17 protein-coding genes are annotated in these 16,135 nt (G+C 62.4%); 4 read left to right on the top strand and 13 right to left on the bottom strand.

The window, feature by feature from the left end:
- The first annotated feature begins 51 nt into the window (after positions 1-51).
- Positions 52-564, top strand: coding sequence for a hypothetical protein (locus OIU37_RS04960; RefSeq protein WP_264256146.1), 513 nt, complete (start codon positions 52-54; stop codon positions 562-564).
- A 101-nt stretch (positions 565-665) separates the two neighbouring features.
- Here OIU37_RS04960 and OIU37_RS04955 read toward each other — a convergent pair whose 3' ends face one another.
- From OIU37_RS04955 to OIU37_RS04895, 13 genes are all read right to left on the bottom strand, one after another.
- Positions 666-1,667, bottom strand: a complete 1,002-nt coding sequence (locus tag OIU37_RS04955; protein ID WP_264256145.1) for a dihydroxyacetone kinase subunit DhaK — start codon at positions 1,665-1,667, stop codon at positions 666-668.
- Positions 1,668-1,714: 47 nt separating this feature from the next.
- Positions 1,715-2,125, bottom strand: a complete 411-nt coding sequence (locus OIU37_RS04950) for a hypothetical protein (protein ID WP_264256144.1) — start codon at positions 2,123-2,125, stop codon at positions 1,715-1,717.
- A gap of 1 nt (position 2,126) precedes the next feature.
- Positions 2,127-3,731 (bottom strand): putative PEP-binding protein, encoded by a 1,605-nt coding sequence (locus tag OIU37_RS04945; protein ID WP_264256142.1) that lies wholly within the window; start codon positions 3,729-3,731, stop codon positions 2,127-2,129.
- A complete protein-coding gene (locus OIU37_RS04940) occupies positions 3,715-4,059 on the bottom strand; it encodes an HPr family phosphocarrier protein (RefSeq protein WP_180694845.1) in 345 nt (114 codons plus the stop codon). Before OIU37_RS04940 ends, OIU37_RS04945 begins: the two co-directional genes overlap by 17 nt.
- Complete coding sequence (gene dhaM / locus OIU37_RS04935; RefSeq protein WP_264257448.1) at positions 4,059-4,457, bottom strand: dihydroxyacetone kinase phosphoryl donor subunit DhaM; 399 nt, start codon at positions 4,455-4,457, stop codon at positions 4,059-4,061. Before dhaM ends, OIU37_RS04940 begins: the two co-directional genes overlap by 1 nt.
- A gap of 14 nt (positions 4,458-4,471) precedes the next feature.
- Positions 4,472-5,092 (bottom strand): dihydroxyacetone kinase subunit DhaL, encoded by a 621-nt coding sequence (dhaL, locus tag OIU37_RS04930; RefSeq protein WP_180694846.1) that lies wholly within the window; start codon positions 5,090-5,092, stop codon positions 4,472-4,474.
- Between the two features lie 47 nt (positions 5,093-5,139).
- Positions 5,140-6,780: a dihydroxyacetone kinase subunit DhaK gene (locus OIU37_RS04925; protein WP_264256138.1), complete on the bottom strand. Its 1,641-nt coding sequence runs from the start codon at positions 6,778-6,780 to the stop codon at positions 5,140-5,142.
- A gap of 53 nt (positions 6,781-6,833) precedes the next feature.
- A complete protein-coding gene (locus OIU37_RS04920; RefSeq protein WP_180694848.1) occupies positions 6,834-7,841 on the bottom strand; it encodes an ABC transporter ATP-binding protein in 1,008 nt (335 codons plus the stop codon).
- Positions 7,834-8,931: an ABC transporter ATP-binding protein gene (locus OIU37_RS04915; RefSeq protein ID WP_180694849.1), complete on the bottom strand. Its 1,098-nt coding sequence runs from the start codon at positions 8,929-8,931 to the stop codon at positions 7,834-7,836. The genes OIU37_RS04920 and OIU37_RS04915 overlap by 8 nt, the downstream gene beginning before the upstream one ends.
- Before the next feature lie 3 nt (positions 8,932-8,934).
- Positions 8,935-9,153: a hypothetical protein gene (locus OIU37_RS04910; protein WP_129420277.1), complete on the bottom strand. Its 219-nt coding sequence runs from the start codon at positions 9,151-9,153 to the stop codon at positions 8,935-8,937.
- Positions 9,150-10,103 (bottom strand): carbohydrate ABC transporter permease, encoded by a 954-nt coding sequence (locus OIU37_RS04905; RefSeq protein WP_182210134.1) that lies wholly within the window; start codon positions 10,101-10,103, stop codon positions 9,150-9,152. Before OIU37_RS04905 ends, OIU37_RS04910 begins: the two co-directional genes overlap by 4 nt.
- On the bottom strand, positions 10,100-11,068 hold the full coding sequence (locus OIU37_RS04900; protein ID WP_182210133.1) for a carbohydrate ABC transporter permease: 969 nt from the start codon (positions 11,066-11,068) through the stop codon (positions 10,100-10,102). The genes OIU37_RS04905 and OIU37_RS04900 overlap by 4 nt, the downstream gene beginning before the upstream one ends.
- Before the next feature lie 123 nt (positions 11,069-11,191).
- Positions 11,192-12,517 (bottom strand): ABC transporter substrate-binding protein, encoded by a 1,326-nt coding sequence (locus OIU37_RS04895; protein WP_182210132.1) that lies wholly within the window; start codon positions 12,515-12,517, stop codon positions 11,192-11,194.
- Between the two features lie 71 nt (positions 12,518-12,588).
- Here OIU37_RS04895 and OIU37_RS04890 point away from each other — a divergent pair, with 71 nt between their 5' ends.
- The 3 genes from OIU37_RS04890 to OIU37_RS04880 all read left to right on the top strand — a co-directional run bounded on the left by OIU37_RS04890 (position 12,589) and on the right by OIU37_RS04880 (position 15,922).
- Positions 12,589-12,792, top strand: coding sequence for a hypothetical protein (locus tag OIU37_RS04890; RefSeq protein ID WP_264256132.1), 204 nt, complete (start codon positions 12,589-12,591; stop codon positions 12,790-12,792).
- Positions 12,793-13,134: 342 nt separating this feature from the next.
- Positions 13,135-14,580, top strand: coding sequence for an MFS transporter (locus tag OIU37_RS04885; protein ID WP_264256131.1), 1,446 nt, complete (start codon positions 13,135-13,137; stop codon positions 14,578-14,580).
- Between the two features lie 277 nt (positions 14,581-14,857).
- A complete protein-coding gene (locus OIU37_RS04880) occupies positions 14,858-15,922 on the top strand; it encodes a sensor histidine kinase (RefSeq protein ID WP_171602828.1) in 1,065 nt (354 codons plus the stop codon).
- The last annotated feature ends 213 nt before the right edge of the window (positions 15,923-16,135 follow it).

Below are 16,135 nucleotides of genomic sequence, written 5' to 3'. Positions count from 1 at the left end.
TAGTATTCTGGTTGTTGTTTAACACCGCATCAGACTTGTTCTGCAAATATGATGAATTTACTCGGCTTAAGATTGAATATTGGGGGTAGAAGTTTGTTTGTCGGTCGCCCTCGTCTTTACGGGCTTATTGTCGCTGCACTGGTATTTTTGCCGGGATTTAAAGCGACTGCGGCAGGCCTGACTTGTCACCAAAACATTGAAGGTTCAAGCCTTCCCACTCCTCCCTCTGGTTTTCTTGGGTTCTTCTGGAGTTTTGAGAGCGACGTTATTGCCGCCTTTCCACTTACTACGCCTGCTAGCCGGCTTTCATCTTGGATGGATCAGGAGAGCTTTAGCTGGCTGTCTTACGGTCCCTTCGATACAGCTACTATCGACGAAGATGATGAGATCCGAAGATCCTCTGAGCGGGTAGCCGCTGCGAAGAAAATAAATAGTAGATTTAAAGAGATTCGGACTTGGTGTGGGGTGTCGTACTTCTCAGTCGCTTGGAATTCCGATGGATGTGGAAACCTAACTGAGGTTTTCGCTGACGAAAAAATATGTGTAATGGATATTCTTCCGTAGGGGACAACTAATGGGCTCGCTACAATAGGCGTTAATAATTTTATTCTGGGTTTCGGCCACGCATTTGTCGAGATCGAAACGAGTAACGGCAGCAGGCAGATTCACGGAATTCCGCCCCAATGTAATGCGGCCGTCGCCACAGGGGCGTCCCAAAGCACGATCTCCTCGTCGGTCAGCAAGGCAAGGGTGACCGACAGTCCCTGCATGTCGAGCGAGGTGACGTAGGTTCCGACCAGCGAGCGCTCGACCGGGATGGCTTTCTCCTCGATGAAACGGCGGGCACTGTTATAGGCGAGGTAGAGCTCGGCGGGCGGGGTGCCCCCGAGGCCGTTGACGAAGAGCAGCGCCTTCGTACCCGGCGCTGCCGCGATGTCGCCGGCGATGGTTTCGCAGAGATGGCCGATGATGGCGTCGGAGGTGGTGAACGGCTGCCTGGCATGGCCGGGCTCGCCATGGATGCCGACGCCCATTTCCATTTCGTCGGGTCCGAGCGCAAACGTCGTGCGCTCGGTGTGCGGCACCGTCACGCCGTTCAGCGCCACACCCATCGAGCGGATGCGCGTGTTCAACCCCTCGCCAAGCTGCTTCAACTCGGCAAGCGGCATGCCGCGTTCGGCCGCAGCACCCAGGATCTTTTCGACGATCAGCGTTCCGGCGACGCCGCGCCGACCGCGGCCTTCGCCCGTTCTCGATGTTTCGATATCGTCGCTGACGACCACCATGTCGAGGCTGTGGTGGTCGCCGGCCATCTCGATCGCCATTTCGAAGTTCATCAGGTCGCCGTCGTAATTCTTGACCACGAGCAGGCAGCCGGCGCCGGTATCGGCCTCTTCGATGGCGGTAATGATCTGACTCGGTGTCGGCGAGGTGAAAATATGGCCGACGCAGGCGGCATCCAGCATGCCGTGGCCAACGAAGCCGATATGCATCGGCTCATGACCGGCGCCGCCGCCTGATATGAGCGCCACCTTGCCAGGGGTAAGATGGCGGCGGCGGATGCATTTGCGCTCGGGCCCGAACACCACGAAGGCCTCATGGGCGCGCACGAAGCCTTCGACGCTTTCGGCGACCATGGTTTCCGCAGTGTTCATGAACTTCTTCATCAAGCCTCTCCCAAGGCCAAGGGCATTACGTTACGTTAATCTGCTCACTACTCACTCGCCACTGAAAGCGCGACGATCTTCTGCACCAGATCGGAGATCGCCTCTTCCAGCAGGCGGTTTTTCCTGTCGTCGCCGAAATCAGGCACCATCAGCGACAGATGCCGCAATTTCTCGGAATGGCCGAGGTCCGGCAGCTTGCCGGGATGGGCGGCCTGATAGGCTTCGAGAAAGCGCTCCTGTTCAGCGGCGCTGAAATGGCAGACGCGGACGATCGTCGCGAGATGGCGCGCCGGCAGCGGCGTTGCATAGGTCGGGCTGGTGATCTGGGTGACGAAGCTGCGGTGTTTTCCAAGCGCCCTTGCCAGGCGCTGGCGCGTGCCCGATGGCCTGTTGTCGATGATCTGCGCCAGAATGGACTTGTAGGCGATAATGGCGTCTTCGGTGTCTTCGCGCGCCATTCTACTCTCCGGCTGCCCTTGTGCCATCGGCGTTGAGGCCGATGATCGCCGATCTTATCGCGGGACGCGGGGCCGGCGCCACGGAAAAATGCCGGAGGCCGGCGGCGAGTAATCCCGGCAGATAGTGCGGGTCACCGGCCATGTCGCCGCAGATGCTGATGGGCTTGCCGGCGGCAAGCTTCACCGCCTGGGCAATCAGCCGGAGCACGGCGGGCGCTGCCTTGCCGGCATCGGCGTCGATGTCGTCGCGGGCGGAGGCGGCGAGATACTGGGTGAGATCGTTGGTTCCGAACGAGAAGAACGCGGCAGATCCAAAAGTGTCGAGCATCAATGCGGCTGCCGGCACCTCCACCATCATGCCGATCGGCGGCATACGATGGAGCAGGGAACGGCGGCCGAGCTTTTCGGCTTCCTCGCGGAATATTTCGCGCATCCTGTCGATCTCGTCGGGAAAGGTCACCATCGGCAGCATTACCGACAGCTTGCCGAAGACGGCGGCGCGCAGCAGGGCGCGGGCCTGGACGCGGGCGATTTCCGGCCGGGCAAGCAGCAGCCGGATGCCGCGCAGGCCCGGGGAGAGAGCCGGCAGATCTTCGAGGCCGGCGAGCGGCTTGTCGCCGCCGATATCGAGCATTCTTATGGTCACCGGCTTTTCGCCCGCCTGTTCCATCACGTGGCGATAGATCGCGAGCTGCCGTTCCTCATTGGCGGCATCGGCGAGCGAGGTGACGGAAAATTCCGAGCGCATCAGGCCGACGCCCGCCGTTGCCGGATCGAGCGCATCGATCTCGGCGGGATCGTTGATGTTGATGGAGACGAGGATGGGCACACCGTCTGCCGTGCGCAGTTCACCGCTTTCGGTTTGCGTGTCGCCGGCGGGCGCTTGTGGGGGTGCAAGCGGCGGGATCAGCATGCCGCCCGCCTGCAGGACGACCGTGCCGGCGTCGCCATCGACGCTGACAGGATCGCCCTCCGCGACCGAAAAGCGGCCGGTGCCGACCACCATCGGTACCGATTTCGCCCGGGCGAGCAGGGCGACGTGGCCGGCGGTGCTGCCTGCAAAAAGCGCGATGCCGCCGCCTTTCGACCAGTCATGGGCGAGAAAACGGCTCGGCTCCATGTCCTTGCCGACGAAGACCGAGCCGAGCGGAAAATCGGCGATCGGAGTGCCGGCGAGCGCACCGAGCACGCGGTTCTTGATGTCGAGAATATCGACGGCGCGGGCCTGCATCTGTTCCTCATCAGCCGCTTCGAGTTCGCCGATATAGGCGTCCAGGGTGGCGACCCAGGCGAAGACGACGTTTTCGTCGCCCTGCATGCGTGCGCCCGTCGCCTCCGCGATCGTCGGATCGCGCAGCACCTCGATCTGGAAATCGATGATATCGCGGCTTTCGGCGTCGGCGCCCTCGGCGAGGCGTTCGAGTTCGCCGATCGAGATGTCGATCGCCTTTTCCAGCGCGCCGAATCCGCCGACGGTTCCGGGTGCTGCGGCAGCGTCCGGCCGTTCGGCAGCGGAAGGAGCCTTCGGCTCCTCCGCGAGAAAGGCCGGGCCGGATGCGATACCCGGGGATGCGCTCTTTGCCTTCAGCTTAAGCGGTTCGGCCATGTTTCTTTTCCTCATCGAAGTTGCGCTCGATGAGTTCCTTCAGGGCGCGGATCGCCTCTTCGGCCAGAATGCCGTCGGCGCGGATCCGGAGGATCGATCCTTTGCGGATCCTCGCGCCCATGATCTTGATGATGCTCTTGCCGTTCAGCCAGACATCGCTGCCGTTGACGGCGACCTCGATCGAGCAGGGGAAGGACTTGGCAAGCCGCGTGAAGGTGACGGAGGGGCGGGCATGCAGCCCGACGCCGTGCTTGACTTCCACCTCCGTCTGGCAATTCACATGCAATGGACCAGGCTCCTGTTTTTCAATCCGCAATCCGCTCGTCATCAGGGGGAGAGTTCCTCGGCTGTGGCGACGACCTTGGCCAGCGACGCGCCCCCCGACGCCTCGGCAGCGGCGACGACGGCGCCTTCGACGAGCGGCGCGTTGCAGATGGAGACGAGGCCCGAACGGGGAAGGCCCAGCATTTCGATCGCCATCTCGCTGTTGGTTTCTGCGCCGCCGAGATCGACGAAGACGGCGACGCCGGCATCGGACCAGGCCGCCTCGATCGCCTTGAGGATGCCGCCGGCATCGGTGCCGAGCTCGCCATGGACATTGCCGCCCGACCAGGCGAGCGGCACGCAGTCGCCGACCATCTGCCGCACCATGTCGGCGATCCCCTTTGCCACCAGCGGCGAGTGGGAGACGATCACGATACCCACATTTGCGGTCTTTCCATTCATGTCGGTCCTTGCATTCATTGGGGGCGGTGCTCCCCGAGGTAGCGGCAGATCGCCGTGGTCAGCAGCGCGCAACTCGACGCGCCGGGATCGACATGGCCGATCGAGCGGTCGCCCAGATAGGCGGCGCGCCCGCGCATCGCCTTCATCGCGGCGGTCCTGCTGGCTGACCGTTCGGCCTTGCGGGCGATGTCGCCAAGTGGAGACCGCTTTGCCAGTGCGGCATGCACGGGATAGAGCACATCAAGAAGCGTCTTATCGCCGGCATGCGCCCGCCCGCGCCTTGCTACGGCGTCGATCGCTTGTTTCAGCACCTGCGAAAAAACCGCCTTTTCCTCGCTTTTGCGAAGCTCGCGGCCGATCTCCATCAGCAGCGTGCCGTAGAGCGGTCCGGCCGCGCCGCCGACATTCATCACCAGCGTCAGGCCGATCTTTTCCACGGCATCGGGGAAGGGCAGGCTGGACAGGCTCTCGCCCTCGGCGCTCACCGCCTCGCAGCCGCGCCGCATATTGGTTCCGTGATCGCCATCGCCGATGGCGCGATCGAGTGCGCAGAGGCGATCGGTGTTCTCCGCGATCGTCGCGCGGCACACCTCGATCAATCCTGCCACCAGCATCGGTTCCGCCTGCACTGCCATCCTCCCTGTCGCCGCGTCTCCCGCGCGGCTCTCGAACTTTACGCCGGTCAGGCGAGGCTTGCCACCACGCCGAACGCGCCGGCAACCGCGACCGCACCGGGATCGGCAACGCCCGCCAGATCCCTTTCGCCGACGTAGGAGGCGCGTCCGGCTCTCGCCTTCGTCATCGTCTTGGTCGACTCCGCCCCCACTACGGCTGCCCTTGCGGCTGCGGCGACATCGCCGGATGCGAGCGCCTGCAGGGCAGGCGAGAGCGCATCGACCATCGTCCGGTCGCCGACTGCGGCTCCTCCATAGAACGTCATCCTGTCGAGCCCGGCAAGAAGGGCTGCCGATATATCGGCCTTGTCGGCCATCGCCTTTGCCGCCGCAGTGAAGAAGATCGACAACAGCACGCCGCTCGATCCGCCCATGCTGGTGCCGAGAATATCGCCGAGCGCGGCGAGCGTTGCCGCCGGCCGGTCGAGCGGCAGCGCGTCCAGGCGGGCAAGCACACTGCGGGCGCCCGTCGCCACCGTCGAACCGGTATCGCCATCGCCGACGCGGCCGTCCAGCCGGTTGAGCTCGCTTTCCTGTGAGATCAGATGCTCGCAGAGCGCCGTGATCAGGCGCCGGTTGTGGGCGTTCTCCCCGGCCACGGCCGCGCCGTTCAATCCGGCGGATGTTCTCGGTGCGGCGATGACCCTGATCTCGTGGCGTTCGACGGCCGGCATCCAGGCATGCGGCTCGACCGCTGCCGTCAGCGCCGCTTCGCGCGTGGCATCCAGTCGGATCAGCGACAGCGAGAAACCATTCATGTTGAGCGCGGTCATCATCGGCGCCGGGCCAACGATCAGCCGAATGCGATCGGCAAGCGGCGATGAGAGCACGGCATTGGCGATGACGGTCATTTCTAGCGGCGGCACCGCGCCGAGATTGTTGATGAGGAGGGCGTGGTTTGCGCCTTCGCGCAAGGCCGGGGTCAGGCGCGCTGCCATGGTGGCGACGATATCGACGACCGGCTGCAAAGTGATGCGCTCGACACCGGGCTCGCCATGGATGCCGAGGCCAAGTTCACCCTCGTTCTCGCCGAGGCGGTCCTCATGCGCCTGGCCGGGCACGCTGCAAGTGGAAAGCGACATGCCGAGCGAGACGATGTCGCCGGCCGCAGCCGCGGCATGGGCTGCGACCGTTTTCAGGTCCTCGCCCCTTTCGGCGTGATATCCAGCGATCTTATGGACGAACAGCGTGCCAGCGACGCCGCGCGGCTGGGTGATGCCGGGGATGGCGATGTCGTCGGCGACAATGACCATTTCGACGTCGAAGCCCTCGGCGCGCGCCTTCTCGGCGGCGAGGCCGAAATTCAGGCGGTCGCCGGTGTAGTTCTTGACGATCAGCAGGGCGCCTTTCGGGCCGGTCACGGCGCGGATTGCCGTCAGCACCGCATCGACGCTCGGCGAGGCGAAGATTTCGCCGGATACGGCAGCCGTCAACATGCCCTTACCGACGAAGCCGGCATGCGAGGGCTCATGGCCGGCGCCGCCGCCGGATATGATCGCCACCTTCGACTTGTCCCAGTCCGCGCGCAGGATCACCTTGATGTCGGGAAAGTTGTCGAGGCGGGCAAGACGGCCTTTGCTGCTCGTCAGAAGCAGACCGTCCAAGGCTTCGGTGACGATGTTTTCCCTGCGGTTGAAGAAATGTTTCATCGATTGAGACCCGTCTGTTGGTTTTTCATGCCATCGTCATGTCTGTTTGCCGGTCAGGACAGGCGCTGTCCAGCCGCATCGAAATAAAGCGGATCACGCAGCGTCAGGCTGATTCGGTCGCCTGGCGCAATCGCCAGATAAGGATCTGCAAGTGTGACGAGCTTGTGATTGCCAGCTCTGATATGCAGATGGTTCTGGTCGCCGAGATGCTCGATCCAATCGATCTCGGCATTGGCATCCGGGCCTAAGACGATATCAAGATGTTCGGTGCGGGCGCCGACTGTTTTCGTGCCGGCCGGTGGCTGGCCGCCCGGGAGAAGGTCGGCCGGCAACAGATTGATATGTGGCTGGCCGAGGCGGGCGGCCACATGCAGGTTGGCGGGATTACCATAAATCTCGCGCGGCGTTCCAACCTGCATCAGCAGTCCCTCGGCAACGATGCCGATGCGGTCGGCCATGGTCATGGCTTCCACTTGGTCGTGAGTGACATAGAGCAGCGTCGAGCCGAGTTCCTTCTGGATACGCTTCAGTTCCAGGCGCAGTTCGGCGCGCAGCTTGGCGTCAAGCGACGACAGCGGTTCGTCCATCAGATAGATCGCCGGCCGGCGCACCAGCGCCCGGCCGATCGCGACACGCTGCATCTCGCCGCCGGAAAGCCTGGTCGAGCGGTTCTCCAGCTTGTGGTCGATCCGGACCATGCGCGCGACTTCGCGCACGCGCCGGTCGATCTCCGCTGCACTCAGCTTACGGACCGGCGCCTTCAGCGGGAAGGCGAGGTTCTCGTAAACCGTCATATGCGGATAGAGCGAATATTGCTGGAAGACGAAGGCGACATCGCGTTCGGCAGGCGCTTCGGCGGCGACGTTGCGTCCGCCGATCTCGATGCCGCCGCTATCGGGCTTTTCGAGGCCGGCGATCAGCCGCAACGTCGTCGTTTTGCCGGCGCCGGTCGGCCCGAGCAGCACGACGAACTCGCCGTCGCGGATCGAAAGATCGAGGTCGACCAAAGCCTGGGTGTCGCCGAAGCGCTTGGCGAGGTTCCTGAGGACGACATCAGCCATGCCGGGTCTCCTGATAGAGCGAGGATGGCACCGCGCGGCCGGACGTGCAGTCGAAGAGCGCGAGTTTCGCCGGGTTGAATTCGAGGCCGACGGTCTCGCCGATCTGGAAGCTGCGATTGGCGGGAACGCGGGCCTTGATCAGGCCGCCCGGGGTTTCCACAGCCACGACCTGATTGGTGCCGAGATATTCGGCGCCATAGACGGCGCCGCGCAGCTGCGAGGCGTCGCTGAAGCGGATATGCTCCGGCCGCACGCCGAGCGCCAGTTCGCTTTCGGCCATGTCCTGATGGATTTCGGGAACGGCAACATCGACGCCGTCGAGCAGGATGGAACGGTCGCCGCTTTTCAGGCCGGAGGTGAAGCGCATGAAGTTCATCGGCGGCGAGCCGATGAAATCGGCGACATACATAGTCGCCGGCTTCGCATAGATCTCCTGCGGCGTGCCGAACTGCTCGATGACGCCATGGTTCATGACGGCGATCTTGTCGGCCATTGCCATCGCCTCATGCTGGTCATGGGTGACGTAGACGGTGGTCGCGTGGATGCGGTTGTGCAGTTCGCGCAGCTCATGGACCATGATCTCGCGGAACTCGGCGTCGAGTGTGCCGAGCGGCTCGTCCATCAGAAAGCATTTCGGACGCCGGACGATGGCGCGGCCGAGCGCCACGCGCTGCCGGTCACCGCCGGCAAGGCCCGAGACCGAGCGGTTTAGAATATGATCGATCTGCAGCAGACGCGCGGTCTCTTCGACACGCTGATGGATTTCGGCCTTGGGCATGCCCTGCGACAGCAGCGGGAAGCCGATATTTTTGCGCACGTTCATATGCGGATAGAGCGCGAAGAGCTGGAAGACGAAGGCGATGTCGCGGGCGCTGGCGCGGTTGAAGGTGACGTCCTCGCCGTCGAGATAGATCTTGCCGCTCGACGGCAGCTCGAGGCCGGCGATCATGCGAAGCGTCGTCGTCTTGCCGCAGCCGGAAGGGCCTAGAAGCGCCAGGAACTCGCCGTCATGGACGGTGAAGCTCGAATCCTCGACGGCGACGAAGCTGCCGAATTCCTTGCGGAGATTTTCGATCCGGATGTCCGCCATGGTTCACTCCGGGAATTTCGAAACGATGATGAACATGACGGTGCCTATGAGCAAGGTCACAAGCGAATAGGTATAGAGCACCAGCAGGAAGGGCTGGAACAGCATCAGGAAGCCGAGCCCGATCAGCACGGTGGCGATGGCCTCCATCGGGCCACGCCGCAGGAAGAACGGCCGTTTCGGGCGGGCAGGGGTGCGTGTGCGCGTTTCGATCAGATGGCTCATTTGCGGACGGCTCCGAAGGTGATGCCGCGCAGCAGCTGCTTGCGCAGGAGAATGGTGAAGACGAGGATCGGGATCAGGAAGATCGTCGTGCCGGCGGCGACCGCCGGCCAGTCCTGTCCGCCTTCGCCGATGATCGTCGGGATGAAGGGCGGCGCGGTCTGGGCCTCGCCCGAGGTCAGAAGGGCGGCGAAGGCATATTCGTTCCAGGCGAAGATCAGGCAGAAGATCGCGGTCGCGGCAATGCCGGTCGTTGCCTGCGGCAGCACGACCTTGCGGAAGGCCTGCAGTCTCGTATAGCCGTCGATCATTGCCGCTTCCTCGTATTCGCGCGGGATTTCGTCGATGAAGCCCTTGAGCAGCCAGACGGCGAGCGAGACGTTGACGGCGGTGTAGAGCAGGATCATGCCCAAGGCGGTGTCGGACAGGCCGAGCTCGCGATACATCAGGTAGATCGGGATGGCGACGGCGATCGGCGGCATCATGCGCGTCGACAGGATGAAGAACAGCAGGTCGTCGGCGAGCGGCACCCTGAAGCGGGAGAAGCCGTAGGCGGCGAGCGTGCCGAGGAAGACCGCCAGGAAGGTCGAGCCGAAGGCGATGACCAGCGAATTGACGAAGCGTGGCACGAAATTCGACGGGCCTGCTATCACCATGTTGCGCTTGCGCGTCACCTCATCGCAGGTGCCGACCGGTGCCGGCAGCGAGGCGATATAGTCAGGCGTCTGGCGCGTGCGCGTCGTGAACAGGTTGCAATAGCCTTCGAGCGACGGGGTGAAGACGATCTTGGGGGGATAGCTGATTGAATCCGGTGGCGACTTGATGCTGGTCAGGAAGATCCAGACGAGCGGGATGAGGGTGATCAGCGCATAGAGCACGACAATCGTGGCGGCGATGCGCTTGCTGGACAAGCTCGGTTCGACGACCGAATGGGCGGAGTTGGCGGCGCTCATCGTTGCTTCACCTTGTTCAATGCCTTGACGTAGATGTTGGCGAGGCCGAACACCGCGACGAAGAGGATGATGGCGAAGGCCGAGGCCCGGCCGGTCGCCCAGCTTTCGAAGGCGGCGCGCTTCAGCGTGATCGAGGCGACTTCGGTGACCGAGCCCGGACCGCCGCCGGTGAGCAGCGTCACCATGTCGAACATCTTGAAATTCTCGATGCCGCGGAAGAGCACGGCGAGCATGATGAAGGGCAGGGCCATCGGCACGGTGATCGACCAGAACTGGCGCCATGGCGAAGCGCGGTCGACCTCGGCTGCCTCATAGATATAGTCGGGGATCGAGCGCAAGCCGGCGAGGCAGATCAGCATCACATAGGGCGTCCACATCCAGGTATCGACGATGATGATTGCCCAGGGTGCCAGCGTCACATTGCCGAGCATCTGGATATCCGATGTCGGAATGCCTGTGACCAGCGACACGGCATAGGCGAAGAGGCCGATCTGCGGCTCGTAGAGAAAGCGCCAGAAATTGCCGACGACGGCGGGCGACAGCATCATCGGGATCAGGATGATCGTCGTCCAGAAGGCATGGCCGCGAAACTTGCGGTCGATCAGATAGGCGAGCGTAAAGCCGATCACTGTTTGCAGCACGATCGTCCAGAAGACGAAATGCGCGGTGGTCTGCATTGCCTGCCAGATATCGGGATCGTTGAGGACGCGCTGGTAATTTCCGAAGCCGACACCCAGGACCGGCGCATTCGGCCGGTTGGCGCGGTAGTTGGTGAAGGAGAGATAGACCGCCCAAAGCAGCGGGAAGATGTTGATCGCCAAGAGCAGCGTGATGGCAGGCGCAATGAACAGCCAAGCGATTGCCCTGTCGGAGAGGCCGCGGACGCGCCGGGCGACCGTGGAGGGCGTTGCCCTTACTGTCGCATCGGCTGCCTTCTCGACGATGGAGGAAGGGGAAATAGTCAAGTTTTCACCTGGCCTTTTTGGATTACTGGGTCTTTTGGGATATGGGAAATCTGGCGGCCCGGCTCGTCTGCCGATCCGGGCCGCCATCCTGCCGAGGATAGCGCGCATCAGGGATGCCACGCGTCAGATCTTGCCGTCGTCCTTGAAGACGTCGCTCCAGTCCTTCACCAGGCCATCGAGTGCTTCCTGGGCGGTGCCGTTGCCGGCGACCACGTAGTTGTGGACGCGCTTCTGCATGGCCTGCAGCAGCGAGGCGTAGCTCGGCTCGGCCCAGAAGTCCTTGACGATCGCCATCGAGTCCAGGAAGGCCTGGGCATAAGGCTGGCTCTTGGCAAAGTCCGGCGCGTTGACGACGGAGTTCAGGCAGGAAAAACCGCCGAGTTCCCACCACTTGGCCTGCACGTCGGGCTGTGCGAACCATTTGATGTATTGCAGGGCGGAGTCGCGCTTGTCGGAGTAGGAGACCACCGAGATGCCCTGGCCGCCAAGCTGGGCGAAATGCGCCTTCTCAGCCGGATTGGGGAAGAAGCCGATCCTGTCGCCGCCGACCTTCTCGTCCTTGTAGAGGCCGGGCCAGGTGAAGGCGAAGTTCATCTGCATGGCGACCTGGCCGGATTTGAAGGCATCGGCGGATTCGACCATGTAGACGTTGGAGCTGCCGGGCGGGGTGCAGCAGTCGTAGAGGGACTTGTAGAATTCGAGGCCCTTGACCGCATCGGCCGAGTTGACGAAGCCTTCCATGTCATAGGGCTTCTGCGGGTTGTCGTACTGGAAGCCCCAGTCGTAGAGCACGTTGGTCACGCCCATGGTGATGCCTTCGGAGCCGCGCTCGGTATAGATCGAGGCGCCGTAGACGGTCTTGCCGTCGATCTCGCGCTTCTGGAAGAACTCGGCGATCTGCTTCAGCTCACCATAGGTCTTCGGCGCTGCGAGATCGTGGCCGTATTTCTCCTTGAATTCCTTCTGCAGTTCCGGCTTCTCGAACCAGTCCTTGCGGTAGGTCCAGCCGACGACGTCGCCCATCGCAGGCAGCGCCCAGTAATTCGGGGTGTTCTTCGGCCATTCCGAGTAGCCGACGACGGTCGCCGGCACGAAGTCATCCATCTTGATGCCTTCCTTGTCGAAGAAGTCGTTGAGCTTGACATAGTGGCCATTCTCGGCCGAGCCGCCGATCCACTGGCTGTCGCCGATGATGAGGTCGCAGAGCTTGCCATGGGAATTCAGCTCGTTGAGGAAGCGGTCGGCATAACTCGTCCAGGGAACGAATTCGAACTTCATCTGCGTGCCGGTCTTGGCGGTGAAATCCTTCGACAGCTCGACGAGTGCATTGGCGGGGTCCCATGCGGCCCAGCACAGCGTCAGTTCATCGGCTTTGGCGAGATTGGGCAATGCCGACGACATGACGAATGCCGTGGCTAGCCCGAAAAGGGCTTTCGATGTTTTCTGCATAAGTTCCTCCCAGAACCAAGAGCCGGCTCCCCGCCGGCGTCGCATGTTCACCCACTTCAGAGAATGCTTACATGAACTCCTCAATCATCATGTTTAGCAATATGTTTAGTGATATCTATTTTTATAAACATTGCAAGCGCCAATCGTTGCTGCAATGCGACAGGCGTCGCACCACATGGGCGGATAGTTTTGGGGGGCCGATCTTTTTCGGCAGAACGCGAAAAATTCTTGGCGAGCGTACCGATGCAGCGACATCTGGCCTCGCTGCGACATGAATCGCACGGTATGGACTGCACGCCGCTCCCGTATTTCCCCGGAGCGGTTCAAGCTTGGCCTCGCTTCGGTGGGGCCTTTTTCTTGAATCCTGTTCTACGTTATATAGTTAGAGCATGATGTCGTCCGAAACCGCTCACACTTTTCGGCATCATGCTCTAGGTATCGGGCCGCATCGGGAATATTCCCGCGCAGTGCGAGATTTAGCCTTTCCGGCCGGATGCAACGGGCGTATTCAGCCAGTGCGCGGCTTTCCATGTCCGCGCTCCTCCGCGCGGCAGATCTCTGATCGGCTTCCTTCCCGTTTGCCTGCCGCGTCATCTTGAATTTTCATTGGCAGATCGATGACCACGGCAGAGACGAGCGAGAATGGGCAAGAGGCCGCAGGCGGCCGCCAGGCGAAGATCGTGGCACTGGTCGTTGCCGTTTCCTTCTTCATGCAGATCCTCGACGGCACGATCGTCGCCACCTCGCTGCCGCAGATGGCGGCAAGCTTCGGCGTGCAGCCGGTGTCGATGAGCATTGGCATCACCGTCTACATGCTGACGATGGCCGCCTTCATTCCGCTGTCGGGCTGGCTCGGCGACCGGTTCGGCGCGCGCCGTATCTTCCTGATGTCGATCGCCGTCTTCACCGGCGCCTCGCTGTTCTGCGGGCTCTCCGGCAGCCTTGCGGAGTTCGTCCTGTGGCGCGCCGTGCAGGGGGCGGGCAGCGCACTGATGACGCCGGTCGGGCGCATTATCGTCTTGAAAAATGCCCGCAAGTCGGAACTCGTGCAGGCGATCGCACTGATCACTTGGCCGGCGCTGACGGCGCCGGTGCTCGGCCCGGTGCTCGGCGGCTTCATCACCACCTATGCCAGCTGGCATTGGAACTTCCTCATCAATATCCCGATCGGCATCCTCGGCATCGCGTTGGTGCTGCGCTTCGTGCCGGAGCAGCGCGAAACCAATCCCGGCCGGCTGGATTTCGTCGGCTTCGTCCTCAGTGCTGCCGGGCTGACTTTCCTGCTTGCCGCACTGGAGCTTTCAGTCAAATGGCACGGCGGTCTCTTGCCGGTCATATCGATGCTGGCAGCCGGCATCGTGCTGTCGGTCATGGCGACGCGGCATTTCCTCGCCGTCGACAATCCGCTGCTCGACCTTTCGGCTTTCCGCATCCAGACCTTCTCGATGTCGACGCTGTCGGCGGGCACGGCCTGTAGGGTGGCGATCAATGCGACGCCGTTTCTGCTGCCTTTGCTGTTTCAGCTCGGCTTCGGCCTGAGCTCGATTGCCGCCGGCACCTATCTACTCGTCTATTTCCTCGGCAATTTCAGCATGAAGGCGGTGACGACACCGCTGCTGCGCTTCTTCGGCTTTCGCACAGTGCTTGGGGTCAACGGGCTGATCGCAGCGCTTTCGATCGTCGGCTGCGGTTTCCTCTCGCCGGAGACGCCGCCGTTTTTCATCCATGCGCTGCTTTTCCTCGCCGGCCTGTCGCGGTCGATGGAATTCACCGCTTTGAACACGCTCGCCTTTGCCGATATCGGCCCGGCGCAGCGAAGCTCGGCCTCGACGCTGTCGAGCATGCTGCAGCAGGTATCGATGCTACTCGGCGTGGCGGTGGCGGCGGCCGTGCTCAATATCGCCTCGGCTCTCAGGGGCGCTGACAATCCCGTTCTTGCCGATTTCCGCTGGGCTTTCATCTTGGTCGGCGCGATCGGCGTCGTCTCGTCGCTACGCTTCCTGCAGTTGCCGGCAGAGGCAGGGGCCGAAGTATCCGGCCATCGGAAATTCCAGAAAAATTAGCTTATTTACGGAACCAATCGGGCCGCGCGGCGTTCATGCATCTCATTTCAGGTTTTCGTTTCCCCATCTTCTTCAACGACTTTCATAGGGATCCTCCCAAGTCAGGGTCATGTTCTGAAAATGCCGGCTTCCCGACATCCTCCTTCCGCGCCGCCTGCGACAAGAGCGAGGGATAACCGCTGTTTACCCCAGGCGGCCAATGCAATACGACATTGCCATGCGGACGACTCGGACGCTTGCGGGCGGTCGTCGCTGCGAGAGAACGCCGGGAGACCGAATGAGCAATTCTAGCGGCGATGCGGATGCCCTGATCCACATCCTCTATATCGACGACGACGAGGGGCTTGCCCTACTGTTGCAGAAAAACCTGCGTCGGCGCGGCTTTTCGGTCGAGTGGGCCGAGAGCGGCGCTGCCGGCCTTGCAAGACTTGGCGAAGGCGGTATCGACGCCGTCGTGCTCGATCATGTCCTGGCCGGCGAGACGGGCCTCGACATTCTGCCCAGCATCACGGCGATGCCGGATCATCCGCCGGTCATCTATGCGACAGGTTCGGACGATACCAGCATCGCGGTCGCCGCGCTGAAAGCCGGCGCCGACGATTACATGCTGAAGGGGATCTCAGCCGATTATTTCGACCTGCTCGCCGCCGCCCTCGAACAGTCGCTGGAGCGGGCGCGGTTTCGCCGCGAGACGGCGCAGGCACAGGAGGTGATCCGCCAGCAGCGCGACCTTGCAGAAATGCTGCTTGCCGAAGTCAATCACCGCATCGCCAACAGCCTCGGCCTCGTCGGCGCGCTGATCCGCATGCAATCCTCGATGACCACGGACCAGGTGGCGATCGACGCGTTGCACGAAACACAGATGCGCATCAACGCCATCGCCAGCGTGCACCGCCGGCTCTATACCAACCGGCAGGTCGGCTCGGTGCAGGTCGATGAATATCTGAACAGCCTGCTCACCGAACTCGAAACCTCGATGCGCGACGACAAGCGGCCGCACCGGATCGTGCTGACCGCGCAGCCAGTCAATCTGGCGACCGACAAGGTGATCACGCTCGGGCTGATCGTCAGCGAGCTCGTCACCAATGCCTTCAAATATGCCTATCCGGACAGCGTGCCAGGCGAGATCCGCGTCATCGTCGACCAGACGGATGAGACATTGCGCGTCATAGTCGAGGATGACGGCGCCGGTTTCGACCCGTCGAGCCCGGCCAGGGGAACCGGCCTTGGTACACGCATCCTGGCGGCCATGGCAGCCAGCCTGAAATCGGATTTCGCCTATGACCCCGGGCATGATGGGACGAAGGCGACGCTGGTGTTTTCGTTGCATGAGGGGAAGTAGGCCGTGCAGCGTAGGGTGTGCCGTGTGGCCCCCTCATCCGCCCTACGGGCACCTTCTCCCCGAGGGGAGAAGGGGGAATGGAGATGTTGCCGCGAATCTCTTCTCCCCAGCGGGGAGAAGGTGGCGGCAGCCGGATGAGGGGGCCACCGGCACGGTGTTATCCCTTTTCCTACAATAATTTACCGACATTGCATCAACAAACCTAACGTTAGG

It is taken from the genome of Rhizobium sp. BT-226 (genome assembly GCF_025847085.2).
Classification (GTDB): domain Bacteria; phylum Pseudomonadota; class Alphaproteobacteria; order Rhizobiales; family Rhizobiaceae; genus Rhizobium; species Rhizobium sophorae.
The sequence above is the reverse complement of the archived record's forward strand: the minus strand, read 5'-3'. Positions and strand labels throughout refer to the sequence as shown.

Excerpts from the sequence above, each read along its gene's own strand:
- OIU37_RS04960 (WP_264256146.1), top strand. The coding sequence starts at position 52 with ATGAATTTACTCGGCTTAAGATTGAATATTGGGGGTAGAAGTTTGTTT.
- OIU37_RS04955 (WP_264256145.1), bottom strand. The coding sequence starts at position 1,667 with ATGAAGAAGTTCATGAACACTGCGGAAACCATGGTCGCCGAAAGCGTC.
- OIU37_RS04950 (WP_264256144.1), bottom strand. The coding sequence starts at position 2,125 with ATGGCGCGCGAAGACACCGAAGACGCCATTATCGCCTACAAGTCCATT.
- OIU37_RS04945 (WP_264256142.1), bottom strand. The coding sequence starts at position 3,731 with ATGGCCGAACCGCTTAAGCTGAAGGCAAAGAGCGCATCCCCGGGTATC.
- OIU37_RS04940 (WP_180694845.1), bottom strand. The coding sequence starts at position 4,059 with ATGACGAGCGGATTGCGGATTGAAAAACAGGAGCCTGGTCCATTGCAT.
- dhaM (WP_264257448.1), bottom strand. The coding sequence starts at position 4,457 with ATGAATGGAAAGACCGCAAATGTGGGTATCGTGATCGTCTCCCACTCG.
- dhaL (WP_180694846.1), bottom strand. The coding sequence starts at position 5,092 with ATGGCAGTGCAGGCGGAACCGATGCTGGTGGCAGGATTGATCGAGGTG.
- OIU37_RS04925 (WP_264256138.1), bottom strand. The coding sequence starts at position 6,780 with ATGAAACATTTCTTCAACCGCAGGGAAAACATCGTCACCGAAGCCTTG.
- OIU37_RS04920 (WP_180694848.1), bottom strand. The coding sequence starts at position 7,841 with ATGGCTGATGTCGTCCTCAGGAACCTCGCCAAGCGCTTCGGCGACACC.
- OIU37_RS04915 (WP_180694849.1), bottom strand. The coding sequence starts at position 8,931 with ATGGCGGACATCCGGATCGAAAATCTCCGCAAGGAATTCGGCAGCTTC.
- OIU37_RS04910 (WP_129420277.1), bottom strand. The coding sequence starts at position 9,153 with ATGAGCCATCTGATCGAAACGCGCACACGCACCCCTGCCCGCCCGAAA.
- OIU37_RS04905 (WP_182210134.1), bottom strand. The coding sequence starts at position 10,103 with ATGAGCGCCGCCAACTCCGCCCATTCGGTCGTCGAACCGAGCTTGTCC.
- OIU37_RS04895 (WP_182210132.1), bottom strand. The coding sequence starts at position 12,517 with ATGCAGAAAACATCGAAAGCCCTTTTCGGGCTAGCCACGGCATTCGTC.
- OIU37_RS04890 (WP_264256132.1), top strand. The coding sequence starts at position 12,589 with ATGAACTCCTCAATCATCATGTTTAGCAATATGTTTAGTGATATCTAT.
- OIU37_RS04885 (WP_264256131.1), top strand. The coding sequence starts at position 13,135 with ATGACCACGGCAGAGACGAGCGAGAATGGGCAAGAGGCCGCAGGCGGC.
- OIU37_RS04880 (WP_171602828.1), top strand. The coding sequence starts at position 14,858 with ATGAGCAATTCTAGCGGCGATGCGGATGCCCTGATCCACATCCTCTAT.